The sequence below is a fragment of the Desulfoluna sp. CYM3A genome (assembly GCF_056829965.1).
Genome location: NZ_CP186556.1, coordinates 788,884 through 814,303 on the forward strand (window position 1 = coordinate 788,884; position 25,420 = coordinate 814,303).

The 25,420-nt window shown below is 59.0% G+C and carries 19 protein-coding genes and 3 tRNA genes; 15 read left to right on the forward strand and 7 right to left on the reverse strand.

The window, feature by feature from the left end:
- Nucleotides 1–42: 42 nt before the first annotated feature.
- From ACOYW1_RS04275 to ACOYW1_RS04320, 10 genes are all read left to right on the forward strand, one after another.
- Nucleotides 43–119 (forward strand) — tRNA-Met (locus ACOYW1_RS04275).
- Between the two features lie 138 nt (nt 120–257).
- Nucleotides 258–334: transfer RNA gene (locus ACOYW1_RS04280), tRNA-Met, on the forward strand.
- 296 nt (nt 335–630) lie between these two features.
- Entirely contained in the window at nt 631–1,527 is an 897-nt protein-coding gene (locus tag ACOYW1_RS04285) for a glutamate--tRNA ligase family protein (RefSeq protein ID WP_482421782.1), read from the forward strand.
- Nucleotides 1,528–1,625: 98 nt separating this feature from the next.
- A complete protein-coding gene (ychF, locus tag ACOYW1_RS04290) occupies nt 1,626–2,735 on the forward strand; it encodes a redox-regulated ATPase YchF (RefSeq protein ID WP_482415317.1) in 1,110 nt (369 codons plus the stop codon).
- 637 nt (nt 2,736–3,372) lie between these two features.
- Nucleotides 3,373–3,582 (forward strand): hypothetical protein, encoded by a 210-nt coding sequence (locus tag ACOYW1_RS04295; RefSeq protein WP_482421783.1) that lies wholly within the window; start codon nt 3,373–3,375, stop codon nt 3,580–3,582.
- Nucleotides 3,583–3,853: 271 nt separating this feature from the next.
- Nucleotides 3,854–4,654, forward strand: coding sequence for a hypothetical protein (locus ACOYW1_RS04300; protein WP_482421784.1), 801 nt, complete (start codon nt 3,854–3,856; stop codon nt 4,652–4,654).
- Nucleotides 4,614–4,994, forward strand: coding sequence for a hypothetical protein (locus tag ACOYW1_RS04305; RefSeq protein WP_482421785.1), 381 nt, complete (start codon nt 4,614–4,616; stop codon nt 4,992–4,994). Before ACOYW1_RS04300 ends, ACOYW1_RS04305 begins: the two co-directional genes overlap by 41 nt.
- A gap of 502 nt (nt 4,995–5,496) precedes the next feature.
- On the forward strand, nt 5,497–6,279 hold the full coding sequence (locus ACOYW1_RS04310) for a hypothetical protein (RefSeq protein WP_482421786.1): 783 nt from the start codon (nt 5,497–5,499) through the stop codon (nt 6,277–6,279).
- A gap of 1 nt (nt 6,280) precedes the next feature.
- Nucleotides 6,281–10,645: a coiled-coil domain-containing protein gene (locus ACOYW1_RS04315; RefSeq protein ID WP_482421787.1), complete on the forward strand. Its 4,365-nt coding sequence runs from the start codon at nt 6,281–6,283 to the stop codon at nt 10,643–10,645.
- A gap of 875 nt (nt 10,646–11,520) precedes the next feature.
- Nucleotides 11,521–11,772, forward strand: a complete 252-nt coding sequence (locus ACOYW1_RS04320) for a hypothetical protein (RefSeq protein WP_482421788.1) — start codon at nt 11,521–11,523, stop codon at nt 11,770–11,772.
- Between the two features lie 175 nt (nt 11,773–11,947).
- On the opposite strand, the gene recQ is transcribed toward ACOYW1_RS04320, so the two are convergent.
- The 5 genes from recQ to ACOYW1_RS04345 form a co-directional block, all read right to left on the reverse strand.
- A complete protein-coding gene (gene recQ / locus ACOYW1_RS04325; RefSeq protein ID WP_482421789.1) occupies nt 11,948–13,783 on the reverse strand; it encodes a DNA helicase RecQ in 1,836 nt (611 codons plus the stop codon).
- A gap of 194 nt (nt 13,784–13,977) precedes the next feature.
- Nucleotides 13,978–14,054, reverse strand: a tRNA-Met gene (locus ACOYW1_RS04330).
- Between the two features lie 66 nt (nt 14,055–14,120).
- A complete protein-coding gene (locus ACOYW1_RS04335; RefSeq protein ID WP_482421790.1) occupies nt 14,121–14,435 on the reverse strand; it encodes a DUF167 domain-containing protein in 315 nt (104 codons plus the stop codon).
- Between the two features lie 2 nt (nt 14,436–14,437).
- On the reverse strand, nt 14,438–15,058 hold the full coding sequence (gene thrH, locus ACOYW1_RS04340) for a bifunctional phosphoserine phosphatase/homoserine phosphotransferase ThrH (protein WP_482421791.1): 621 nt from the start codon (nt 15,056–15,058) through the stop codon (nt 14,438–14,440).
- 98 nt (nt 15,059–15,156) lie between these two features.
- Entirely contained in the window at nt 15,157–16,461 is a 1,305-nt protein-coding gene (locus ACOYW1_RS04345; protein ID WP_482421792.1) for a homoserine dehydrogenase, read from the reverse strand.
- A 535-nt stretch (nt 16,462–16,996) separates the two neighbouring features.
- On the opposite strand from ACOYW1_RS04345, the gene purM reads away from it, so the two are divergent.
- From purM to ACOYW1_RS04360, 3 genes are all read left to right on the forward strand, one after another.
- Complete coding sequence (purM, locus tag ACOYW1_RS04350) at nt 16,997–18,040, forward strand: phosphoribosylformylglycinamidine cyclo-ligase (RefSeq protein WP_482421793.1); 1,044 nt, start codon at nt 16,997–16,999, stop codon at nt 18,038–18,040.
- A 139-nt stretch (nt 18,041–18,179) separates the two neighbouring features.
- Entirely contained in the window at nt 18,180–19,199 is a 1,020-nt protein-coding gene (tsaD, locus tag ACOYW1_RS04355; protein WP_482421794.1) for a tRNA (adenosine(37)-N6)-threonylcarbamoyltransferase complex transferase subunit TsaD, read from the forward strand.
- A 403-nt stretch (nt 19,200–19,602) separates the two neighbouring features.
- Entirely contained in the window at nt 19,603–20,937 is a 1,335-nt protein-coding gene (locus tag ACOYW1_RS04360; protein ID WP_482421795.1) for a sodium-dependent transporter, read from the forward strand.
- A gap of 332 nt (nt 20,938–21,269) precedes the next feature.
- On the opposite strand, the gene ACOYW1_RS04365 is transcribed toward ACOYW1_RS04360, so the two are convergent.
- Both ACOYW1_RS04365 and ACOYW1_RS04370 read right to left on the reverse strand, forming a co-directional pair.
- A complete protein-coding gene (locus tag ACOYW1_RS04365) occupies nt 21,270–22,211 on the reverse strand; it encodes an AraC family transcriptional regulator (protein WP_482421796.1) in 942 nt (313 codons plus the stop codon).
- On the reverse strand, nt 22,212–22,910 hold the full coding sequence (locus tag ACOYW1_RS04370) for a TetR/AcrR family transcriptional regulator (protein ID WP_482421797.1): 699 nt from the start codon (nt 22,908–22,910) through the stop codon (nt 22,212–22,214).
- A gap of 293 nt (nt 22,911–23,203) precedes the next feature.
- On the opposite strand from ACOYW1_RS04370, the gene ACOYW1_RS04375 reads away from it, so the two are divergent.
- Entirely contained in the window at nt 23,204–23,965 is a 762-nt protein-coding gene (locus ACOYW1_RS04375; protein ID WP_482421798.1) for a hypothetical protein, read from the forward strand.
- A 25-nt stretch (nt 23,966–23,990) separates the two neighbouring features.
- Nucleotides 23,991–25,250, forward strand: a complete 1,260-nt coding sequence (locus ACOYW1_RS04380; RefSeq protein WP_482421799.1) for an aminotransferase class III-fold pyridoxal phosphate-dependent enzyme — start codon at nt 23,991–23,993, stop codon at nt 25,248–25,250.
- Nucleotides 25,251–25,420 lie beyond the last annotated feature (170 nt).

Consider the following 25,420-nt stretch of genomic DNA (forward strand, 5'->3'; position numbering starts at 1 on the left):
CTTGACATCACCCGGGCTGGGGTGTAGTGTGCGTCTCGTTGTTGCGGGATGGAGCAGTCTGGTAGCTCGTCGGGCTCATAACCCGAAGGTCAGTGGTTCAAATCCGCTTCCCGCTACCAATAAAAAATACGAAGGCCCGAAAGAGTCCTCTTTCGGGCCTTTTTTGCATTTTGCGTCATGGGAAATGGTATGTGGCATCTTTTTTGCTTTTATCCCTTGACATCCCCCGGCGCGGGGAGTAGTGTGCGTCTCATTGTTGCGGGATGGAGCAGTCTGGTAGCTCGTCGGGCTCATAACCCGAAGGTCAGTGGTTCAAATCCGCTTCCCGCTACCAATAAAAAAATACAAAGGCCCGGAAGAGTTCTCTTCCGGGCCTTTTTGCGTTTGGTGGGGCGAAGGTGGCGGCTGAAGGTGAAAGGCTAAGGGCAAAGGGTAAAGCGTTATACGGGGCAACAATGCCGCAGGTATTTATGTTTCTGACGTGTACTCTGCCGGTATCTGACCCATCCGATATTGGACATGGAATAAAAACAGTGATATGTAGTTTCGTTTTGAATCGATGCGCTTTTTAACAGGTCCAACAGAGGGAGAACCCTTTTTTGCCCCATGGAAACAACGCCTTTGGACAGGATGGAGATACCTGAAAAGCCGGTGTCGCGCATAGCACCGACTCCCAGTGGTTACCTGCATCTGGGCAATGCGGTGAATTTTCTCGACCCTGGCCTGTTGGCTGGGGGCGGCACCCTTCACCTGCGCATTGATGACATGGACGGGATTCGGTTCCGTGACGAGGTACTGGAAGATATTTTTACCTCTTTGGAGTGGTTGGGGCTGGACTGGGACAGCGGGCCCTTTGGACCGGATGCGTTTCACAGCTCATTTTCTCTCCAGAAAAGACGTGCTTTTTACCGGGGCGAGCTGGACCGATTGCAGAAGGCCACCGAAAAGCTCTTTGCCTGTGAATGCTCCCGGAGCACCATTAAAAAGGCGTCTCCCGACGGTCTCTACCCCGGGACCTGTCGTCACTGCGGACTTGCGCTGGTACCCCAGAAGACCGCCATGCGGGTGCAGGTGGATGAAGGCGTCATGGTCAGCGTGAACGGCCACAGCCTGGACCTGTCCAGAACCTTCGGGGATTTTCTGCTCTGGCGAAAGGACGATCAGCCCGCGTACCAGTTTGCCAGTCTCTTGGAAGACGAGGCCGGCCAGATCAATTTTATCGTCCGGGGCGAAGACCTCCTGCCGTCAACGGCCGCGCAGCTCTACCTGGCGGACCTGTTTGACGCGTCCCATTTCAAGCGTTGCGTCTTTTTGCATCACCGGTTGATTCCCGGGGCGGACGGCGAGAAGTTGTCGAAATCCCGGGGGGCTTACGCCCTGAAAGACATGCGCGAAGCCGGGATTCCCCCTGATGTGGCCTGGAAGGCTGCGGCCCGGTTTCTGGGATGCGCCCATGGGGTGTCGGCCCCTGAAGACCTCATTGCCTGCGCAGGGGCGTTTCAATGTGCCGGGGACCCGGAACGTTGAGTGTCGGTGCATAGAGGCGGTAACCACCATTGAACCGATGAGAAGGCCCGGATGGTCGGGTGTTCTCTTTTTTATTTTTTGAAGGAGTTTTGTGACCCATGCAATTGAACTGCGGTATTGTTGGCCTGCCCAACGTCGGTAAATCCACCCTCTTTTCGGCCCTGACCTCCGCTCCTGCCGAGGCGGCCAACTACCCTTTTTGCACCATCGAGCCCAACGTGGGCGTGGTGGCTGTGCCCGATGAGCGCATGAACCGTATCACGGAGCTGATCCCTCCCCAGAAGGTGATCCCCGCGGTGGTGGAGTTCGTGGACATTGCAGGCCTCGTTCGCGGGGCGTCCAAGGGGGAGGGGCTCGGCAACCAGTTCCTCGGTCACATCCGTCAGGTGGGTGCCATTATCCATGTGGTGCGCTGCTTTGATGACGACGACGTGGTCCATGTGGATGGCAAGGTCAATCCGGTGAGCGATATTGAGACCATCAGCATCGAGCTGGCCTTTGCCGACCTTGAGACGGTCCAGAAGCGCCTGACCGGTCTTCCCAAGCTCCTCAAGTCCCAGGACAAGAAGGTCTCCGGCAGGGCCAAGGCCCTGGAGCCCGTCCTGAAAAAGCTGGAGGCGGCCCTGGAAGAGGGGCAGCCCGCTCGAAGCCTGGAGCTGGATGACCGTGAAATTGAGCTCATCTCCGACCTGCACCTCATTACCCAGAAAAAGCAGCTCTACTGCTGCAACGTGGGGGAAGACGATCTCGGCAGCGAGAACGATTACGTGGCCAGCGTCCGTGAGTTTGCCGAGAAAGACGGCTCCGGCGTGGTGGTGATCTGCGGCAAGTTCGAATCGGAAATCTCCGAAATGGATGACGAAGAGGAGAAAAAGGCCTTCCTGGAGGACGCAGGGCTGGAAGAGTCCGGGCTCCATCGTCTCATCCGCGAAGGCTACAGCATGCTGGGCCTCCAGACCTACTTCACGGCCGGTGAAAAAGAGGTCCGAGCCTGGACCTTCCCCAAAGGGGCCAAAGCTCCCCAGGCCGCAGGCGTGATCCACTCCGATTTTGAGCGCGGGTTCATCCGTGCGGAGGTCTACCACTGCGAAGAGCTCTTCGAATACAAGAGCGAGGCTGCCCTCAAAGAGAAGGGCAAGCTCCGCGTGGAAGGCAAAGAGTACGAGGTGCAGGACGGAGAAGTGCTGCATTTTCGCTTCAACGTATAGCGAGATTCCCGGTCGCCCTGCCCTCTGAACCATCGGGAAGGCAGCGCCGGATCGGTGGCAGGCCCCTTGGGGCCTGCAGGCCGAGGGACCGGACCGTTACCGTTCCAGTCTTTGGATTTCCTTCTTCCTCGTCTGATTTTCGAGCAGATCCCTTGTAGCGACTCAATTCCCTGCTGCCTTCGGTGGTCTTTCCCATAGTTTCAGGTTGAACGAGTAAGTACCCGAAATGTTATGGGTGCGCGGAGAGATGGTTGACTCTGTTTAATCTCTTTCTGGCAATGCGGGGTGACAATACCGGAGGGTGGGTTGAGATCGGAAAGGACGGTTCTCCCATGCCCCTGGCGTTGTTTTCAGACGGGAGCATCGATCCCATCGGGGTATCGGCTCAAGGATGAGCGGGGCCTCGGCCTCGGAAATGATAAAAACGCCCCCGGGTCCAATGGCTCCGGGGGTGTTTTTGTGCCTTGGCACCCTTCGATTTCAGGGTGTCACTGACAAAAAAATGTGATACCTAAAAAAGGCCCCATCAAGGGGCTTTTTGTTTTTGGCGCGGGCTTGACCGCAGCATGAATTTTGTATGGTGCCGGGTCAACGTCGAGTGCGTGGAGACCGGATCAGATAGATACAGGGGTGCACGTTGGATACGTTGACAACAGAGGAAAATCGCCTTGAGGGCGAAGGGGAGTCCAGGACGGTTCGAACCCGCGAATCGGACGTCACCCGGGTGGTCCATTCGGGCCTTGTCATGCGGCCCATTTATGAGCTGGAGGCCCGGCGGTTCCGGTTCGGAGAGGCCGGGGAAGGTGGCGAGGTGCTGGATCTCCGCTGGCCGGCCTTTGCCATTTGAGACACCATCTCCGAGGTGACCGAATACCAGGTGGGGGCCTCCAGTAACTGAGGCGTTGCCGGATCCGGCGACGGCTCGGGTGCAGGCCCAGGCCGCAAGGGTCCAGATCACCGACACCACTCAGCTCACGAGGTGATCAGCCGCGTCTTTGACCACCTCTCCAACCGGGAGCGGCGCTACCTGCCCTTTGAATACCCTTACTACGACGGCCAGGAGGGCCGGTTCGATACCCGGAAGTTCTGGCTGATCAGATGGCTCGTGTACACCGGCTATGGATACTTCAACATCTCTCTTCGCCCTCACCGACGAAGGCTATGCCGCGTACTTCGGCCTGCATGAAACAAGCGCCCTGGACGGAACAGCCATCGGCAACCTTCGAATCAAGCTCTTCATCGAACGCGGCAACGTGGACGACGCCATTCTGGTGGCGGACCAGAACCAGAAGCAGTGCTTCCGAAAGGCCGGAGATATAAGGAACGTGCGCCGGGCCATCGCACGGAACATCCACGCCGTGGAGTTTGCAAAGATCAACGCCATGGCCGACGAAGGCGCGGGTCAGGCCCTCCAGATTCAGGAGGAGAGCAGCCGTCTCCAGACCCTGGTCATGGCCTACCTTCAGGACACCTCCGATGCGGATCTTGAGGAGAAGCTGCACCAGCTGGCAGGCCAGCTCAGGCACCTGAACTCCCGCCAGATGGATCTGGTGGGCGAACTCCAGCGCCTGCCCGACGACTACCACAAACACAGCCACAAGCTGTTCCGGCGAAATTCCTACGGCATCCTGCCTTCCCCGGATGAGGTGCTCAAGCGGGTGGCCAGGCTGGAGGAGCACAAAGCCGCGGAGGTGGGCATGGAATTTATCGCCCGTTTTGACCCGCCCACCCGGCCCTCCCTGTTTGACCCTGCCACCCTCATGGACGCCATGGACCGGTTCCTCGAACGCATGAGCGGCCCCCAGGAAAAACAGCGGGCCGTTTGCGAAATCGACGGAGAGGATCTGGAGACCTACCGTCAAACTCACCGAAGAGCTCATGGCCTCGGCCGGTGCCTTTATGCGCAACGCCGTCCATAAGGAGGGCTTCCTGGCCCTTTCCGACCTCATGGACCGTTCCTGCGACCATGGCACCCCCATGGCCGTTGCTGCTGCCATGACTGTTTTCCAGCGCTTCGTGGATCCCCGCACTGCCGAAAAGAACCGTGTCCAGGTTCGCCTGGCAGACACCGAAAGCCGCTTCTCCGCCCGACTCCCGGACGGACGCCTTTACCGAGGCCACAACCTGGCCCTGGTGCCCCTTGCCGAGGGCGGGGTCGACGTTCAGAGTCTTCTGGCGGCTAGGTGGGGGCACCTGGAAACCTTATGGCGAATGCGTGGAGGCCGCCAGCATACAATCGTTATCGGGGCATTCGCGTGATGTGTGACATGGGGCAACCGTTTATGCTGGAGAGGCCCATGTCATTCTTCGGAAAACAGGATAAAGGGCCAGAGACGCAAATGCTCTGAACCCTCGTTCCTCGGGTTCCTCACATTTGCTGACGGGCTGCGCCTGTTATAAAAATGCCCCCGGAGGCCACACTTTTAAAAAGTTTGGCAAACAGGTCTTACGAACGTCGTGGATCGGCCGCAAGCTTTCGGCGACCCGCCGGAGGCAACTGAATAGCTACAGTTTAACGAACAGGTTTTAAAACGTGGATTCAAGTCAATTTAAATCAAAGACGAATGTGTTTTTTCCCGAGGAACGAGGGGAAAGTGATTTAGAAAAACCGTCTTTCGAGGTGGCACACCTCGCCGCCGGAGGCATGCTTTTTGAACCTACTTTGACCATATCATCCTTTTCGCATCCGGTGAGCGCCAGCGAGCCGGATGCCATATGGGGTCAAGGGGATCATCCCCTTGCCGCCGGAGGCGAAATATAATTGGAAACAAACGATATCTATCAGGTCAATCGGTTGATTTATCTCAGCCTGGCCCACAGCAACGGGCGTAAGCAGCTGGTGGGACGCCATCAGGATGAGGCCAAAGAGCTGGTCCAGCGATACCAGGCGGACGGCCAGTTCCAGGTGATGGTTCATGACGGCCTCGCCGGCCTGGAGCTTCAGGTGCTGGACGTGGAGGCCCTTGCTCTCCGTGTTTCCGCTTTGCATTCCGGAAGCTTTTTTGCGGCAAACCTCACCGAGTACGGCAAGATCCTGGCCCGTAACGAGTTGAAGGCAGCCGAGCTGCTCATGGTGCACTGCGCTGTTGCCACGGCGTTTTTCCCGTCTGAGGCGGATCTGGACGCGCCCGTGGAGGACCTGGGCATTGCCATGGTGGAAGACGTTGTGGAGGTGCTCCGACGCTTTGCAGAGGCCGAAGCGCAGATGGAAGAGGACGACGACCTGGTCCACCCCGAGGTTCGGACCGCGGCCAAGAGGTTCCGGGAACTTCCCGAGGAGAACCCCGACAGCAAGCGCGCAGGGGGGGGGCACAGCTGGGTGGAGCTCATCCAGCGGGTCTTTGAACACATGGTGGAGACCGGCTACCTCCTGGCCTTTGAGGACCGTCCCGGAGAATTGGAGTACCGGCCCACGCCGTCGTACCAGGCGGCCCTGAAGAATGCCACGGTCTATGCGTTCCATGCCTTCCGAGACGTGGTGGAGGATCATCAGATGATGGCCGAGGAGCAGGCCGAGGTCCAGGCAGAAGAGGAGGCGCACTAGGATGTATCGACTCAGCAGATTTTTTATCAGTGACGTGGCGGCCGGGGAGAACATCGTCCAGAACGGCTATTTTCCCATCTGTCGTGAGGGGGAGCGTGCCGACCATGGTGTGCTCTTTGCCCAGAACGGCTCCTGCAAGACAACGCTTCTTTCGTTTTTGCTCAGCGCCTTCTGCCCGGAGCAGCGCCGGTTTGTCCAGCACCTTCAGTCCGGCGGAGACAAGAGCCTGGATCAGTACCTGATCCCCGGGCGCCCGGCCGTGGTGCTCATCAACCTCACCGTCACGGCGGAGCCCACCCTCTTTGAGGCCGAGCCCGAAGAGCACCTTCTGGTGGGGCAGCTCATCTACCGCCACAAAGGGGCGGCGGGCAAGATCGACCGCATGTATTTTACCTCCTCGGAAGAGTCCCTGTTCGACGAACTTCGCTCTGCCTGGCCGGACCTCTCCGCCGAGGAGAAGCCCTTTACCGCCGCCCGGGAGTACATCACCCCCAGGGTCACCTCCACCACCTCCCAGCGGGACTGGGAAGAGCACCTGGAAAAACTTGACCTCGACCCCTGGCTGGTGAACCGTCAGGTGGACTTTGCCCGGTCCGAAGGGGGCATCAAGGATGCCTTCAAGTTCCGCAACGAAGAGGAGTTCATGGGCTTTTTCCTGGGGTGCGTTACGGACCTGGACGTGGCGGCAAAGCTCCGGGAGACCACCCTGCAGTCCATGGAGAAGATGCGCCATCGCCCCGAGAAGAAGGCCCGGCTCAAGGCGGCCTGGGGGCTTCGGGAGAAACTCTCCGAGTTCGAGGCGGTCAGCGGCAAGTGGCGCAGCGCCGGTGACGACACCGACGCCTTTCGCCTGCGCCTGGGTGAGGCCCGCCGTCTTCTGTCAACGGCAAAGGCGGCTGCGGCTGCCAGGGGCAAGGAGGTGGCGGTCAAGATTCATGAAGCTGCCGAGTCCCATGATGCCGTGACCTTGCAGTTGAACCGTACCCGGGCCAACGCCTTTTACCTGGAGTCGGTAAAATACGCCCGGGAAGAGAAGCGCCTCAAAGAGCAGGTGGACGCGGCCACCGAGGCCTACGCCTCCGGCCGCAGGGAGCAGGCCTCCCTGCGAGGGGCTGGCCTGGCCGCAAAAATTCGGCGCCTTTCCGCCCGGATCGACGACCGGGAAAAGGCCCTTTCCGACAAAGACGACGCCCTGGCGCCCGTGCGCGAGCAGATCTCCGTTAGGTCCTCCCAGTATCATCATCGCCTTGCCTCGGAACGGGACGAGGCCGCAAAGGAACGCCATCGCCTGAAGGAGGAGCAGCAGGCCGCCGGGTCCAGGCGTCGAACCATCGAAGCCGAGGCCGAAGCCCTTGCATCGGACGTGGAAAAGGCAAGGCACACCATCACCCGGTGCACCACCCTCATCGACGCCGCTGAAACCTCCCGAACCGCATTGGCTCTGGCGCAGGATCAGTCTCCGGACGAGGCCCTGGAAGACTTGAAAACAGAGCAGGGCCAGCATGCCTCGCGCCGGGAAGAGATTATTGCTTCCCTGGAGGACCTCTACCTGGAGATGGAAGAGTCCAAGCAGCTTTGGAAGAGGAGCCAGCGGGAACAGGTGGAGGCCGAGTCCGCCGCTAAGCAGGCGGCCGAGGCCCTGGACAAGGAGAAAGCTGCCCGGGAGTCCACGAACCGTCATCTGGCTGCTGTGGCCGGGTGCAGCGACCTGTCCCCCCATCGGCCGGACCTGGCCTCCCGGGTTGCCGAGATGCTCCAGCGTAAGCGAAACGCCGTGGCCGAGCAGAACCATCGCCGCTTTACCCTGGATGACGACATCGAGCGCCTCTCCACCACCGAGACCCTGGCCGTGGACGCGGACACCCGTCGCCTGCTGGCATGGCTCCAGGAAGAGGGCGTCTCCCCTGCCGACGTCAAGGCGTTTCCCGACTACCTTGCCGCAGAGTACGGCGATCCCCAGGTGGTGGCCCGGTTCCTTGAAAAAGACCCGGGGCGTTTTACCGGGATCATGGCCAAAAACGACAAGGTACTGGAAAAGGTGAAGGCCCTGTCCTCCCCGGACTGGCTGACGCGACCGGTGGTGATTTCCGTGCCGTCTGCCCTTGAGGAGGTGGCCGACTGCCAGGGCCACGTACTGGCCCCGGCCGACGCCTCGGTCTACAGCCCCTCCTTTATTGAAACCCGTATCACCGAGCTGAAGGCCAGGCGTGCCGCCCTGGTGGAAACCCTGGCTTCTGAGCAGGCCCTGCTGGCGGAGATGGAGCATGCCGCAAGGCTTCTGACGGCTTACCTGGAGCAGTACCCCGACGAGTCCGGGATCCAGGCCCTGGAAGGCCAGCTCACCGAAGCCGGGCATCGGGTGGAGGAGATCCAGGCAGAGATCGCCAGGGCTGAAGAGGCCCAGAGGGTGCTTCTATCCGAAGAGAATCGCCTCAAAGGTGAAGCCAAGGGCATCACGGAAAAGGAAGGCGAACTCACCCGCCGCATGCAGCAGATTACCGCCTGGCAGACTCAGTACGGGGAGCTGGAGGCCTGGAAGGAGAGCCTCAACGACGAGAACCGGAACCTCTCCTCCTTTGAAGGGCGCAAGACAGTTCGCCAGGTCCGGCAGGGATGGCGTCAAGATCAGCAGCGCCTTGTGGAGCTCCTTGCCCGCAATGAGGCGTCGGTCAAGCGGCTGGATGAAAAGGCCGAGCTCGTGCCCCAGGGGGACGCCACGCTGGATGAGGACCAGAAACAGGAAGCCCGGGAGATGGATCTTTCCGCCCTGGCCTCCCTGTATGCCGAGGCCCTGGAACGGGAGCGCCGGGTGGCAGGCGAGCTGGGCATCGAGTCCCTGGCGGCCGAGCTCACCGAACTCAAGGCCAAGCGCCAGAAAGAGGCGGCGGAGCTGGAGCGCTCCCGCCGCGAGTACGACCTGGACGAGGCCCTGGTGGAGACGTGGGCTTCCCACACCGACGCCGAACGTGCCGAACGGATGGAGGCACTGGCCGCCATGCTGGAAGAGACCCTGGAGCAGAAAGGGGCCTTTGTGGGCAAGCAGGAGGGTATTGTCCGCGAGAAGCAGCGCCTGGATCTGGAACTGGGGCGCTGGAAGGGCAGGGGCGTGACCCCGGATGTGTCCGCCGATACCCTGGAAACCGACGCCCTGGACGAGGCAATGGAGGGGTGCTCCCTGGAAGGGGCCCGCCTGCGTGAAGAGCTCATGGACCTGGAGACCAAACAGACCAAGCTCAAGAGCAAGGCGGATATGGTCAAAACCTGGTCCACCTCCCTGGACCTGGGCACCGCACGCATCAAGGACTACACCCCGGTCTGGGACGAGGAGTCGCCCAGGCGCGAGTGGCCCGAGCTTGTGGAGTGCGCCAACCCCGTGGTGGCCGCCGAGGTCTTCCTCAAAGAGGTGGAAGAGGTGATCCGCCTGGAAGCTGATTCCGTGGCCGAAAGCGTTCGCCAGCACCGGGTGATGTCCGCGGCCTTTGACCGCCTTCAGGTGAGCCTCTCCGATGAGAAGCTCAAAGAAGCCCTGCCTGCGGTGGTGGACGAGCTGCGCCGCCACGACGCCGAAACCCTGGGGGCCCAGAGCGCTGCCATGGTGGCTACCTGCAAGGACCTGGCCGAAAACATCGAGAGCGACCTGGCCCGGTCGGAAAAGTTCGTGGGCAGCCTCATCGGCATGATGCTCCAGCACGTCAAGGAGTGCCACCAGAAACTCCTCACCGCCACCCGCATCACCATGCCCGACGATGTTTTTATCTACGGCGGAAAAGCGATCCTGCGCTGCAGCAGGCGGCTTGATTTTGCACGCCACGAAGAGGCCTTTCGGGAGTCCATCGACAACTGGCTCCACGAGCTCATCGAGGCCAACCGCATGCCCGAGGTCAACGCCCGCACCGGCAACATGCTGGGGGCCGAGCTCATGTATCGCCTTCTCCAGGCCGCCACCGGAAAGAGCGAGTTTGCCGTGCGGCTCCTTAAGTGCGACGACACGGGCAGGCGCTACGAGCAGGTAGGCAAGGACCTGGGCTCCGGCGGCGAGGCCCTCACCACGGCCGTGCTCCTTTACGCCCTGCTTACCTCCATGCGTCAGAAACGCCGCAACCGCAAAGAGGATCGCCTCCCGGCCTTCCTCATTGCAGACAACCCCCTGGGCGTCTGCAACCGGTCGGATTTCCTAGACGCCCAGCTCAAGGTGGCCCGCGCCATGGGCATCCAGTGCGTCTACTTTACCGGCATCAACGACACCGAGTCCCTGGGCCTCTTCGAACACCGCGTGGCCGTGCGCAAAAGCGGCAAACGCGTCCAGATCGAAGGCGTGGACTACAACCACCTGGAGGTCATCGAACAGAACCTGGAACGGGTATAATGCGCCTTTGGTGGGTAAACGAAGAAGCCTCCGGCGGCCCTGCCGGGGGCCAAACTTTTTGAAAAAAAGTTTGATCAAAAACGTTTGGGTATGAACGAGCCAAGTGATCCTGACGGATCGCTCAGGGCTCGTTTTGTTTTGGGGAAGGGAAGGATGGGAAGGAATTCGTGGCTGGTGCGGTATGGACCATGGAGGCAGAGCCTCTTGAGGTGCATTCCCAGGCGGAGCCTGGGACCGATGAAGAGGCGGTTGGGCTTGGTCGATCGAAGATTTTCGAGTCTCGAGTCTGGGGCTCTGTCCGGGGGTGGGGTATGCAAGGCTCTGCCTTGCCGGTGGCGGTGGGCAATGATGAGAGGGTGAGGGGAGCTTTGAGAGCACGTTTTCTGTACAGGCAGACGTTCTGGTGGTAATTGGACTTTAAGTTTAAGATGTTACATCTGAATGATGATTCCTCTTTCATCGATTTCTTAAATTGGATGGCCCGGCAGGATCATGTTCATGAGAAAACGATGGGATTAAGTCAGTAAGATGGTGTTGCCACAGGTTATTCATATCAATCTGTCTCGGACTGCCGGAATGAGTTGAATCGTTGGTTATGTGACATCCTGTAGGGTGTGCTTGCGCACCATTTGGTCGAGAAACCAACCTCTTTTGGCATGTCTATAATACCTGAAGATTACCCGTATATGGTTTTTTATGACCGTCACGAATCTTCGGCGGTGCGCAAGCGCACCCTACCTCACACCCCCTACACCGTTGGCAATGCGTCATACCTACATAAGCTGTATAGTTACAAATCGGTTATCAAAACAAGCCCATGAAATTTCGCAAACGTTCGGTAGCGTTGATTCAGTATCAACATAGCGGAGAGCCCCATGAAAATCCATGTCAGCTGTTATGCGGGGTACCGGGGAGAGGAGACGCCCCGGGCGATCTCCATCGGCGAGAACCTCATTCGCGTGGAGGAGGTTCTGGACCAATGGCTGGCCCCGGACCATCGTTATTTCAAATGCCGGGGTGACGACGGGGGCGTGTATCTCATTCGTCATGACGTTGCCTCAGGCCAGTGGCAATTGGTCTACTTCAGCCTGACGGATGCCATGCCACCCGGTAACATTCCCCATTGAGAAGAGTCCTTAAAGGAGGCTACCCACAAAGGGGAATCGGAAGCCTGGAGCGCCGCACTGCTGTGCGGCTTTTTTTGTGCATAACGACCTAAGTGCTGGCGTCTTAGCGGGTGATTCCACCTGCGGAATTTTCCTGTATCGGTACGCTTTTTTGTGCTTCTCTATGAGTTCTTATCTAAATAAAATCTTTGAGGTGCTCGTCGATAATCGCCAGGATCTCGTCGCCGTAGGAGGAGAGCTTTTGCTGGCCGATGCCGGAAACGGCAAGAAGTTCCAGATCGTCGGTGGGCATTTTGTCGATGAGGTCGGCCAGGGTGGCGTCGTTGAAGACGAGGTAGGGAGGGATTTCGGCTTCGGCGGCGGTCTCCTTTCGGTAGGCTTTGAGTTTGTCCCAGAGGGCCCTGGCGCCGGGGGCCACGCAGACCTCTTCCATGAGACGGGAGGCGTTGGAGCGTCGTCCGGCCTGTTTGCCCCTGCGCGTTGGGGTGGGATCTTTTCGGAAGCTCACCTGTTGCTGGCCTTTTAAAACAGGCATGGACTTTTCATTGAGCCGGAACCCGCCGGTCTGGGCGTTGACGCTGATGAGGCCCCCGGCCACCAGTTGCCGGTAGACGGAGCGCCACTCCGCGTCGGAGAGCTCTTTGCCGATGCCGAAGGTGGAGACGCAGTCGTGGCCGCAGAGTTCTACCTTGTCGGTGCCTTTGCCCAGGAGCACGTCGATGAGGTGCCCTGCGCCGTAGCGCTGCCCGGTGCGATAGATGCAGGAGAGGGCTTTCTGGGCTTCGGTGGTGCCTTCCCAGGTGTCCACCGGGGAGAGGCAGGTGTCGCAATTGCCGCAGGCGGTCTCCAGGGCTTCGCCGAAGTAGGCGAGGAGGGCCTGGCGCCTGCACCCGGTGATCTCGCAGAAGCCCAGCATGGCGTTGAGCTTCTGGTGCTGGATCCGCTTGAACTGCTCGTTTCCTTCGGATGAATCCAGCATCTGGCGCAGGAAGACGGCGTCCCCCAGGCTGTATGCCATCCAGGCGTCGGCGGGCAGGCCGTCGCGTCCGGCCCGGCCGGTCTCCTGGTAGTAGCTCTCCAGGTTCTTGGGGAGATCCAGGTGGGCCACAAAGCGGACGTCCGGCTTGTCGATGCCCATGCCAAAGGCGATGGTGGCCACGATGATCACCTGTTCCTCGGTGATGAATCGGCGCTGGTTCTCGGCCCGGGTCTGCTGGGGGAGCCCGGCGTGGTAGGGCAGGGCAGTGAAGCCTTTGTCCGAGAGCCAGGCTGCGGTGGACTCCACTTTTTTACGGCTCAGGCAGTAGACGATGCCCGAGTCTTCATTGTGCTCCTGCTCCAGGAAGTCCAGGAGTTGCTTTTTGGGGGTGTTCTTCACCACGATGCGGTAGCGGATGTTGGGGCGGTCAAAGCTGGAGACAAAGCGTTCGGCCTGTGTGAGGTGGAGGCGTTCGGCCATCTCCTCCCGTACGATGGGGTCGGCCGTGGCGGTGAGGGCAATGCGGGGGACCTGGGGAAATCGTTCGGCAAGGATGGCCAGCTGCATGTACTCGGGACGGAAGTCGTGCCCCCATTGGGAGACGCAGTGGGCTTCGTCGATGGCAAAGAGGGCCAGGGGCGTCCGGGTGAGGAGCTCCTGAAACCGGGGTGTCATGAGTCGCTCCGGGGCCACATAAACCAGGTCCATCTCCCCTTGGGCCATGGCCCGTTCCACCTGCAGGGCCTCGGCCTGGGACAGGGAGGAGTTGAGGTAGCCCGCCCTGACCCCGTTCTGGCGCAGGGCCTCCACCTGGTCCTGCATGAGAGCGATCAGAGGGGAGACCACCACAGCGGTGCCGGGCCGCAGGATCCCCGGGATCTGATAGCAGAGGGACTTTCCCCCACCCGTGGGCATGAGCACCAGGGCGTCGCCGCCGGAAAGGAGGTTATCGATGATCGCTTTCTGGTTGCCCCTGAAGGCTTCATAACCAAAGACGTTTTTTAGAATGGTTTCCGGGGGCTGGTGGTGCATGGGCGGTACAACGGCTCCTGTTTCTTGGCGTCATGGGACAGCGTTATGCATGTCTGTGTGGTTCATATCAGAAACAGGGTGGGATGGCATCCCCTTTGTCCTCCCGGATAAGAGAGAAAGAGGCGTCGAAGGAAAATGCGGACCAAAACAAAAAAAGCCTTGAAGGAATATCCTTCAAGGCTTTTTGAAAGCGGTGGTAGCGGGGAGCGGATTTGAACCACTGACCTTCGGGTTATGAGCCCGACGAGCTACCAGACTGCTCCACCCCGCAACAATGTGAGGGAATATACATGGGCCTTGGATCCTTGTCAAGGAAGGGATCGTAAAAAAATCGCCGTTAAGCATACGATGTGAGTAATTTCACGATATTCCGCCGCTTTTCTTCATCGCCGGGGGACGCCCCAAGCTCCACGCGGACCCGTTTGTTCCGTCCTGTCTGTCCGGAGACGATTTCCAGGGATGATTTGGAGACCCCTAGGAATTTGGCGAAGTACTTGATGCACATGGCGTTGGCCGCACCGTCCACGGGAGGAGCCGTGATCTTCACCTTCAAGGCGTCTCCGTGGATGCCGGAGATCATGTTTTTCGAGGACTTCGGCTGCACGAAGATGCGGAAGAAGAGATCCCCCTTTTTTTCTTCGACGGCAAACATGATCAGCGTGCGGCCCCTGTTTCAAGGGAGGCGGCCACCAGGGGCTTGAGTTCGTCGTAGCTGGTGGTCACGGGGAACTGGGGGAACTCTTCGATGACGTTGGCTGGGGGCCTGAAGAGAAAACCCTGATCCGCTTCCTTGAGCATGGAGACGTCGTTGTAGGAGTCGCCGAAGGCCGTGACATGGTAGTTGAGCCCTTTGAGGGCCATGACCGCCTTTTTCTTCTGATCCTGCTGACGAAGGCAGTAGTCCGTGACCCGCCCTTCCGTATCGATTTTCAGCTGGTGGCAGAAGAGGGTGGGCATGCCCAGCTTGCGCATGAAGGGGCCTGCGAACTGCTCGAAGGTGTCGGAGAGGATAATGAGCTGCGCATTTTCACGCATCCAGGCCACGAAGTCGGCGGCGCCTTCCATGGGGTCCATGGTGTCGATGACCTCGGTGATGTCGGCAAGCTTCAAACCGTGGGCGTCCAGGATTCCCAGGCGTTTTTTCATCAGTACGTTGTAGTCGGGGATGTCCCGGGTGGTGAGTTTCAACTCTTCGATGCCGGTTTTTTCAGCCACGTTGATCCAGATTTCAGGGATGAAGACCCCTTCCAGGTCGGAGCAGATGATGTTCATCATGGTGTGCGGTTTCCATTTATTTTTGGGTACGCCCATGAGGCGGGGTTATGAAAAAGGGACGGGCCCGCCCATATCTTTTACGGACGGGCCCGGGTACCTTACTCTTCGATGCGGATCAGGGCGGCCTTGCCCTGGATGATGTCCAGGGACTCGATGTCGGCCAGGGCCTGCCTCATGTCTTTTTCCCGTGCCACGCTGGTGAGCATGACCAGGGGGACGGAGCCGTCGCCCTGGCCACCTTCTTTCTGGTGCACGGAGCGGATGCTGATGTTGTATTCCCCCAGAATACCGGAGATGCGGGAGAGGACCCCGGGCTTGTCCATGGCCTTGAACCGGACGTAGTAACGGCAGGTTACCTCATCCATGGGCAGGATGGGCAAATCGTTCATGCGCTCGCTGGTAAAAGCCAGGTAGGGAACCCGCTGGCCAGCCCCGGTGATGAGGTTTCGGGCGATGTCCACCAGGTCGCTTACCACGGCGCTGGCCGTGGGCAGCATGCCCGCGCCCTGGCCCACGAGGAACATGTCCCCGGTGGCGCTCCCGCAGACATTGACGGCGTTGACAGCGTGGTTGACACTGGAAAAGAGGTTGTCCTTGGGGATCATGGTGGGGTGGACACGGGCTTCCACGGCACCGTTGGTGCGTTTGCCGATGGCCAGTAGCTTGATGCGGTAGCCGAACTCATCGGCGAACCGGATGTCTTCCGGGGTGACCCGGGTGATGCCCTCCACATAGATGTCGTCTAAGTTAACCTTCATGCCGTAGGCCAGGGAGTTCAGGATGGCCAGTTTGTGGGCTGTGTCTATGGCTTCGATATCCAGGGTGGGGTCGGCCTCTGCAAAGCCGCTCTCCTGGGCCTGGGCCAGGGCGTCTTCAAAGCTGCTTCCCTCGCAGGTGATCTTGGTCAGGATGTAGTTGCAGGTGCCGTTCATGATGCCGGCCAGGCTGTGGATGGTGTTGCCGGCCAGGGTTTCCCGCATGGTTTTAATGATGGGGATGCAGCCTGCCACGCTCGCTTCGAAGGCGATGTCCACGCCTTGCTCCGCGGCCCGGCGGAAGAGGTCGTTTCCGTGGGAGGCGATGAGGGCCTTGTTGGCGGTGACGATGTGTTTACCTTTGGCGATGGCCCGTTCGAAGCACTCCTTGGCAAAGGTCTCTCCGCCGATGAGTTCCACGATGATGTCGATCTCGGGATCATCGATAACGGCAAAGGCATCGGTGGTGAGGCGGTCGCGGGATATGGTAAGGCCTCGATCGGTGTCGATGTCGAGGTCGGCAATTCTGGCAATGACGAGTTCGGCGTCCAGCTTGGAGGAGATGAGGTCTTTCTCCTTTTCAAGCATGCGGGCCACACCCGTTCCCACGGTTCCAAGTCCAAGGATACCGATTTTGATCGTTTTCATAAGCGGGAGCTCCTTTGAGGCAGCGGCAAAACGTGATAGTCTGAGATACAGGCCCAGGGAAGTGTGTTGTAACATTTTGATATTACAACGCTCTTTTCTCTTGGCGCGTTCTATGGCAGTCACTAACAGGCAAACGTACAATACAACGGCCCTTGATGTCAAAAAAAAATCTGGGGGTGGTGCGGCAGGCCCGATGACAAGGGGGTGAACGCCAAGGGGTTAACAATATATTATGGATAAATCGGGTGGAACCACAGGATGTTGTATGGTCGTGTCCTTTGAGGTTGTGTTGAAAAATCAGGCGTTCCACGAAACGTTCCGGCCGGGAAAACCGGCGCTGCGGGCACCCTTTTGGTTTGACTTTTTAAAGGAATCTGTTTAGGTATGTGATTTTACAATGACAGCCGCGAGTACGGATTTTACAAGGGATCGTGATGCGCGGGGGGCGCGGGGAACACGATGGTTTGGGCCTTGATCCGGCCGTCTTAAATCAGCGGTTCGCGGGTGATCAATTTTCCGGAGGTGTCCTCATACCATGAGTGAGTCGTTAACATATGCAGATGCGGGGGTTGATGTCCAAAAGGCCAATGCCCTTGTGGACTCCATCAAGAAGATCGCCAAACAGACCAATCGGCCCGGTGTGATGGGAAGCATCGGCGGGTTCGGCGGGCTTTTTTCGCCCAATTTGTCCAGCATGGAAAAGCCCGTGCTGGTGAGCTCCACCGACGGCGTCGGAACAAAGCTTAACATTGCGTTTCAGATGGGCAAGCACGACACGGTGGGGATCGACCTGGTGGGCATGTGCGTCAACGATATCGCGGTGCAAGGGGCTGAACCCTTGTTTTTCTTGGATTATATATCCATGGGAAGCCTGGACACAGACATTGCCAAGGCCATTATTGAAGGGGTCGCCGAAGGCTGTCGCCAGGCGCGATGCGCCCTCATCGGCGGTGAGACCGCCGAGATGCCCGGCATGTATGGCGTCGGGGAATACGACCTTGCCGGTTTTGCCGTGGGGGCCGTGGACGACCATAAAATTGTGGACGGCTCCGAGATCCATGTGGGGCACAAGATCATCGGTATCGCCTCCACGGGCCTGCACAGCAACGGGTTTTCCCTGGTGCGCAAGATCTGCTTCGAGAAGATGAAGCTCACCGTTGAGAGTCACGTGCCCGAATTCGGCAAGACCCTGGGTGAAGAGCTGCTCACCCCCACACGGATTTATTCCGATCTCATGCAGGGGATGCTTAAGAGCATCAAGGTGGACGGGTTTGCCCACATCACCGGCGGCGGGCTGGACGAAAACATCATCCGCGTCATTCCCCATGCGTGCAAGGCTGTGCTGAAGCGCAACAGCTGGGAGGTGCCGCCGGTCTTTACCTGGCTCAAGGAGGCGGGTAACGTGGCCGATGGCGAGATGATGCGAACCTTTAACAACGGCATCGGACTTGCCGTTGTGGTTCCCGAGGAGTATGCTCAGGCGCTGCTGGATATGCTGGAGGCCATGGAAGAGAGAGCCTGGATCATCGGCGAGATCGACACGCGTGAAGAGGGTGCCCCCCGGGTGGAGTGGGTGTAGGCCCGACGTCCAACTCTGCGATAAGCCGCGCAGCGAGCTTCCGGAGTGTGTGAATACAACATGATGATGCGGCCATTTTCACCGGGTTTGACCCATGAAAATGGCCTTTTGTTTTTGGAAATGAGGAGTGTAGTGACCCATGAAGATACTTGCCATCGAGTCGTCCTGTGATGAAACCGCCGCTGCCGTGGTGGAAGACGGGACCCGCGTCCTTTCATCTGTGGTGGCTTCCCAGGTGGCTGTGCACCATGTCTACGGAGGCGTGGTGCCGGAGTTGGCTTCACGAAAGCATGTGGAGGCCATTGTGCCCGTGGTGCGGGAGGCCATTGAGACGGCAGGAATAGACCGTTCCGAGCTGGATGCGGTGGCCGTAACCCAGGGGCCCGGCCTGGTGGGAGCGCTCTTGGTGGGATTTTCCTATGCCAAGGCCTTTGCCTGGGGCCTGGGAATCCCGTGTGTGGGGGTGAATCACCTGGAGGGGCACATGTCCTCAATTTTCCTGGGGGACAACCCGCCAGCCTTTCCCTATGTGGCCCTGCTGGTGTCCGGCGGACATACAAGCCTTTATTATGTCACCGGGCCCACCGAGTACGAACTCATGGGCCAGACCCGGGACGACGCCGTGGGCGAGGCCTACGACAAGGTGAGCAAGATGCTGGGCCTCGGCTATCCCGGCGGGGTGGTCATTGACGGTCTGGCAGGAAAAGGAGACCCCAAGGCCATCTCTTTTCCCCGTCCGTACCTGGACAAGAAGGCCTTTGATTTCAGCTTCAGCGGCCTCAAGAGCGCTGTGGGCCGTCATCTCAAAGAGTTCCCAGAGCCCGACGAGGAGCGCCTCCGCAACATTGCGGCCGGTTTTCAGGAGTCGGTGGCCGAGGTGCTCTGTCACAAGCTGATGTACGCCGCCAAGGTCAAGGGGTGCAGACACGTGGCCGTGGTGGGCGGGGTGGCGGCCAACTCCCGCGTGCGGGCCATGGTGGCAAAGGCGGCGTCCCGCAGGGGCCTTTCGTTTCATACCCCGGAGCTTAAGTACTGCGGGGACAATGCAGCTATGATCGGTGCCATCGGTTACCACCGGTTTATGGAGGGGAGCACCCTGGGGGTGAACGATGATGCCTATTCCCGGGCCCGCCTGCCGTCTAACACCAAGCACAAATAAGGGGCGGTTTTATAGATATCCATAGCTCCGGGCGCTTTGTTTTAACAAATCAGCGGATCGCCCGGTGCGCCATTTTATTCTTGACCAACCCGGTTGCGTTCACGTAGAGATGTCACGGGTTTGGTTGAGTGTGTTCGTTTTGCGATGCATCCCCTTTGTGTGTTTTCTCGCGCTGTTCTTCTCTTCAGAGTTGTATCACGTTGTTCATGCATTCACATCTCAAGCGAATAAGGGCCTTGCAAGGGCCGAAGACCGCATAGGCACATGGTGCGTGCGGTGAACCATGCGCAGGCAGTGGGTTTCGGTTTCTTTAAGGCTTTAACATAAACAGCCCGTTACGCAGCGGGCCCAGGATCAAGCATGTCCTTATTTAATCACGGTTGAATAAGGCCGGGAGTCATTCGTGTCAGAGGTAGAAAACAGAGATCAGTTCGGAAGCCGTATCGGCTTTATCCTTGCATCTGCCGGATCGGCGGTGGGGCTTGGCAACATTTGGCGATTTCCCTTTGTGGCCGGTGAAAACGGCGGCGCAGCCTTTGTGCTCATCTACCTGCTGCTGGTGTTTTGCATCGGCATGCCGGTGATGCTCGCCGAATTTGTCGTGGGCCGGAGAGGCCAGGGAGACCCGGTGGGGTCCCTTCGACGGGTTGCTGGAAAGTTCTTCACCCCCCTGGGCGGCATGGGGATCTTTGCCGCCATCGTTATCCTGAGCTTTTACGGTGTGGTGGGTGGGTGGACCATCAAATACACCGTGGATGCCCTCATGGGGGCCCTGGGCACGGACGTGCCGTCGGCCGGGGCGGTGTTCGGTAACTTTGTAAAAGACCCGAAGATGGTCATTTTCTATCAGGCCCTTTTTATGCTGGGAACCTTCGGGGTGGTGGCGCGGGGCATCGGCAACGGCATCGAAAAGTTCTGCACCGTCTTTATGCCCGTGCTTTTCCTGCTCCTCATCGTTTTGGCCGTGCGGTCCGTAACCCTTCCCGGAGCTGCCGAAGGCCTGGCGTTTTACCTGAAGCCCGATTTTTCCAAGGTGAACGGGGCCATGATCCTCGCCGCCCTGGGACAGGCCTTTTTTTCCCTTTCCATCGGCATCGGGGTGATGCTGACCTACGGGTCCTACCTGAAGAAATCCGAGCCCATCGTCAGCCCGGCGTTTCAGATCTGCTTTCTGGACAGCTTTGTGGCGCTTATTGCCGGCCTCGTGATTTTTCCGGCGGTCTTTGCCTTCGGCCTTGAGCCCGGCTCCGGCCCCGGCCTCACCTTTGTGACCCTGCCTGCGGTGTTCAGCAAGATGCCCGGAGGCGCCCTTTTTGCCGTGCTCTTCTTTTTTCTTCTGGTCATTGCCTCGTTGACGTCGTCCATGAGCCAGCTTGAAGTGATCTGCGCTTACTTTGTGGACGATCGCAAATGGAGCCGCAGCAAGGCGACCCTCACCGTAACCTGTCTTACGTTCTGTCTGGGGATCCCTTCGGCCATCAGCCTGGGGGGCGGCCTCAATATCGCCGGAAAATCCTTTCTCGACGCCATGGATTTCATGGCCTCCAACATGATCATGCCCTTAGGCGGCATGGGGTTTGCCCTTCTCGCCGGATGGGGACTCCACGCCATGGCCAAAGAGGAACTCTCCGGTCCCGATGGAAAGCCTCTGGCCATCTATCCCGCCTGGCGCGTGATCTGCTGCGTGGTGGCCCCTGCGGCCATTGGGTGGATTTTCGTGACAGGTCTTAAGTGGTAAAATAGAAGGGCGAAGGGCCAAAAGGCCAAAGGCTGAAAAGTGAAAAGGGTCAGGCCAGAATTCGGGTCTGGGGCTGAGCAGTGCCCCTTGATACCCTATGAATAAAAACGAGCCGGTGGGTTTTCCCTCCGGCTCTTTTTTTGCCTGACCTCTACCTAAATAGAGGCGAAAGGCGAAGGGCTGAAAGGCTAAAGGCTGAAAAGTGAAAGGGCTCACGTAAGTTCGGGCCTGGCTCTGGTCAGCAGTGCCCCTTGATACCCTATGAAAAAAACGAGCCGGTGGGTTTTCCCATCGTCTCGTTTTTTGCCTGACCCCTATTGACCTATATTGTCTCATGCCGGCTTGACCGGAACGCAGATGTCCACGGTGTGGCGGCCGTCGGGGTGTTCGCCCGGGGCGCTTCGATAGATCTCAAGGCAGGGGCGGTCGTCGGAGCGGTATCCGGACTGGGGGAGCCAGTCGGCCATGACCGCGTCCCAGGCTGCGGCGTACTCCGAGGGGAAGAGGTGGAACCGGGCCACGGCGTAGGTGCCGCCGGCCAGGGTCATGCGGCCGATGTCGCCTTCGGCAGGAGTGCCATCCGGGACGGTGATGCAGACGCTTAAGCGGAGCTTGTCGTCTTCGGTGAGGGGCTCGTTGTCGTGGTAGACGCTCAAGGTCAGGGTCTCGGGAAAGTTCAGGAGCTGCCTCGGGCCGGCCCAGGTAAAGAGCCGGTTGAAGAGTCTGTCAAACAGCTCACCGTTGCCCTGGTAAGGCCCGATGTGCCGAACGTAGGCCACCTCCATCTCTTCAAGCGGTTCGATTCGTATCGTCGTGTTCAGCGTTTCGTCCATGTAAAGCCTCCATTGGTGTGGGTTTGAGGCATCATAAACTGCTTTGACAACGGCGGCTTTCCTGATCTTGTGGTCTGTTTTACATTTCTTGCTGTTTCGAAGATCCCCTGATTTCCTCCACTCCCCGGCGTTCATTCCGTAAAAGTCCCGGAAAGCCCTTGCAAAGGTGGCTGAGCTTGAAAACCCGCATGCAAGGGCAATCTCGGTGATCGTCTCTGCCGACAAGAGGAGCATGGCGGCTGCCTTTTCCACCCGAAGGCGCTGGATGTACCGGTTGAGGGTCTCCCCCACAGTGGCCTTGAAGATGCGGTGGAAGTGGTAGGGGGAATAGCAGGCAACGGTTGCCACATCGTCCAGGGTGAGGCTTTGGCTTAAGTGGGCGTCAATGTGGTCCAGGGCGCGGTTGAGGCGGAGGGTGTGGTCGGTGTTCGGTGCGTGCATCTATGTCTCCGGGTTGGTCAGGGCTCTGCGGATAAACGTCATGATACCTTGGATCATTTTTTCATCGTTTTCAAGGGCGTCCTCGCCTGCAAAAATTTTCATGCGCTGGGAGTGGTAGTTAGACGAGTAGGCGTACTGGAGCATCACCAGGAGGTTGTCCATGCAGAAGGCCGCGGTGAACTCGTCGATATCCGCGGCGATGTCCCCTTTGTCCCTGGCGTCCCGCAGGAGCCCCCGGTAATACCGGGCCGTCACCGTCTCCAGCTTGCCGGAGAGCTGGCGGGAGAGGTGGGAGAGCCCTTCGGAGGTGAGCTCCTGGTAGATCTGATTGAACTCCGGGTAGAGGCGGGCATACACCTGCACCGACCGGAGCAGCCGTTCGAACTTGTCGAAGAGCGATCCCTCCTCTAAGTCTGTTGCGGCCAGGATGGCATCGATGAGGTGGTAGCTCAGGTCGTTGATGGTGAGAAAAAGGGCCTCTTTGGACTCAAAGTAGTTGTACATGGAGCCGATGCTGATATCGGCTTTTTTTGCGATGACGTTGATGTTGGCCGAGGCAAACCCCTGCCCGGCGAACTCTTTGGCGGCCGCCTTTAAGATGCGTTCCCGCTTTTCAATGGGAATTTTTTCAAAGGCTGGTTTGGCGTGGGTGGCCTTGAGCTGTTCAATGATGTCGGATGCCGGAAAGGCGTGGGTCATGGTTGCGCGCTCCTGACGCCTGGGGCGGTCGGTGTGCCCCCGGGGCCTGTGGTTCGTGAGGTCTCAATTTTAGTGAATGGGTATTGACAACATACGATATTTATTCAATGATTCATAAGTGAGTGATCGCTCACTCAACCTACAATAGCATGGCCCGGTTTCCAGGTAAAGGCGGCCGTCTCAATGAAAACCGCCGTGCCGAGACCATGGTGAGAAGTGTGAGGTCGTGTTCCCGGGTCCCGTAGCCTTTTTCAATCGCTTTCATAAAAAAGAGCGGAAAGGAGGGGAGGTCCATGGAGTACCAGCGCGTGAAAGCCAATCTTAATCTCTATGCGGTCCTGCGCAACCTGGAGACCCTTGTGGCGTGCGACGGCACATCGGCCGAATTGATCAAGGGGTGGGAGGTTACCCTTCAGTTCTCGGTGTTCCGGGGGCCCACCCTTTTCCTTGAGTTTCACAACGGCAGATGCAGGGCAGGGGAAGGGGCGCACCCATCGCCGGACGTTCGTCTTTTTTTTCTTTCGGCAGGTCACCTCAACCGCATGATGGACGGCAAAGGCTCGCCCATTCCACTCAAGGGGTTCACCCATCTCTCGTTTCTGACCAAAGAGTTTCCCCAGCTTACCGATCGCCTCGAATACTTCCTCAAACCCGACGACACCCTCCTTGCCGATGCCGCCTATCAGGAGGTCAACACCCGCCTTAATCTGGGGGTTGCCGCCTATGCCGTGCGCGAGCTTGCCACCTCAGATCCTATGGGATCCCTCAATGCCGCATCCATGCCCGACGGAACCCTGGCCATCCGCGTGCTGCCCGACGGCCCGTCGGTCTCCATCGTAAAAGAGAAGGGCAGCTATGCCGTGGGAGCCCCCCGTCCGGAAAACCCCATGGCCATCATGAGTTTCCGGGACATGGGCGTTGCATGCGACCTGATGAACGGCAAATGCGACGCTTTTGCCGCTTTGGCCAAGGGCGATGTCTCCATGAAGGGCAGCATTCCCATGATCGAGGCGACCAACCTCCTGATGGACCGTATCCCCCATTACCTTGGGTAACCCAACCAAAACGTGTGAGGAGGCCATGGATACTTACAGCTACAAGCAGTCCCAGGCCCTTTTTGAGCGGGCCGTAAACGTCATTCCCTGCGGCGTGCCCGGCCACATGAGCCCTGCCGTGAACATCCCGCCCTCGGCCTATCCCATCTATGCGGCCAGGGCCGAAGGTGCCTGCTTCTGGGACGTGGATGGCAATGAATTCATCGATTACATGTGCGGGTACGGCCCCATGATTCTGGGGTACCGAAACCCGGTGGTGGACGGGGCGGCCCGACGCCAGGCCGACGAGGCGGATCTCACCATGTGTGCATCTCCCAAGATGGTGGAGCTGGCCGAAGCCCTTGTGGACACGGTGGATGCCATGGACTGGGCCTTTTTTGCCAAAAACGGCGGGGACGTCACCAACTACGCCGCCATGGTGGCCCGAAGCGCCACGGGTCGGAAAAAGATCGTGGCCATCAAGGGCGGGTACCACGGGGTGGCCCCCTGGATGCAGGCCCTTGGGCACCACGGCATTCTCGAAGAGGACCACGCTCACACCCTGCGCATCCCCTGGAACGATACCGCGGCCTTTGAGAAGGTGATCGCCGAACACCCCGGCAATGTGGCGGGTTTCATCGCCACCCCCTACCATGTTCCCACCTTTTACGACAACGTCCTCCCGGACCCCGGATATTGGCAGAAGATTGAGGCCATCTGCCGAAAAGAGGGCATTGTGCTGATCGTGGACGATATCCGCCACGGCTTTCGCCTCAACATGAAGGGCTCCCACGTGCACTACGGGTTTACCCCGGACCTGGTCTGCTACTGCAAGGCCCTGGCCAACGGGTACCCCATCTCTGCTCTTATGGGCACCGAAGCCATGAAAAACGAAGCGGCCAAGGTGTTCTACACCGGCAGCTACTGGTACCAGGCCGTGCCCATGGCTGCGGCCCTGGCCTGTGTGGAGGAGCTCAAGCGGTTAGATGCCCCTGCCTGGATGCTCAGGCAAGGGGCTGATCTTTTCGGCAAGATGGAGGCCATGGCCGCTAACTACGGCTTTCACCTCAAGGTGACCGGCGAGCCCTCCATGCCCAATGTTCGCCTGACCGACGACCCCAGCGGGATGCTCCACCAGGCCTGGTGCGCGGAATGCACAAAACGGGGCGCTTTCTTTGCCTCCCACCACAACTGGTTTATCTCCACGGCCCACGACGATGAGGTGGTGGCCCGGACCCTTGCCATCTGCGACGAAGCCTTTCTGGTGATCAAAGATGCCGCGGAAAAGGGGCGGCTGGCGTCGTGATGGTGGGCTATTTACAGAAGGGGCGCGGGAAAAATGGTATCGCCCTTGAGCTTGATTGACGCGAATTCGTTTTATTAGCCTGTTTGTTAAAAGTTTCGTAAGCATTCAGCTTGCCTCCGGCGGGTCGCTTTTTTAAAAAAAGCTCCGCAAAAAACGTTCAGGTTGCACAC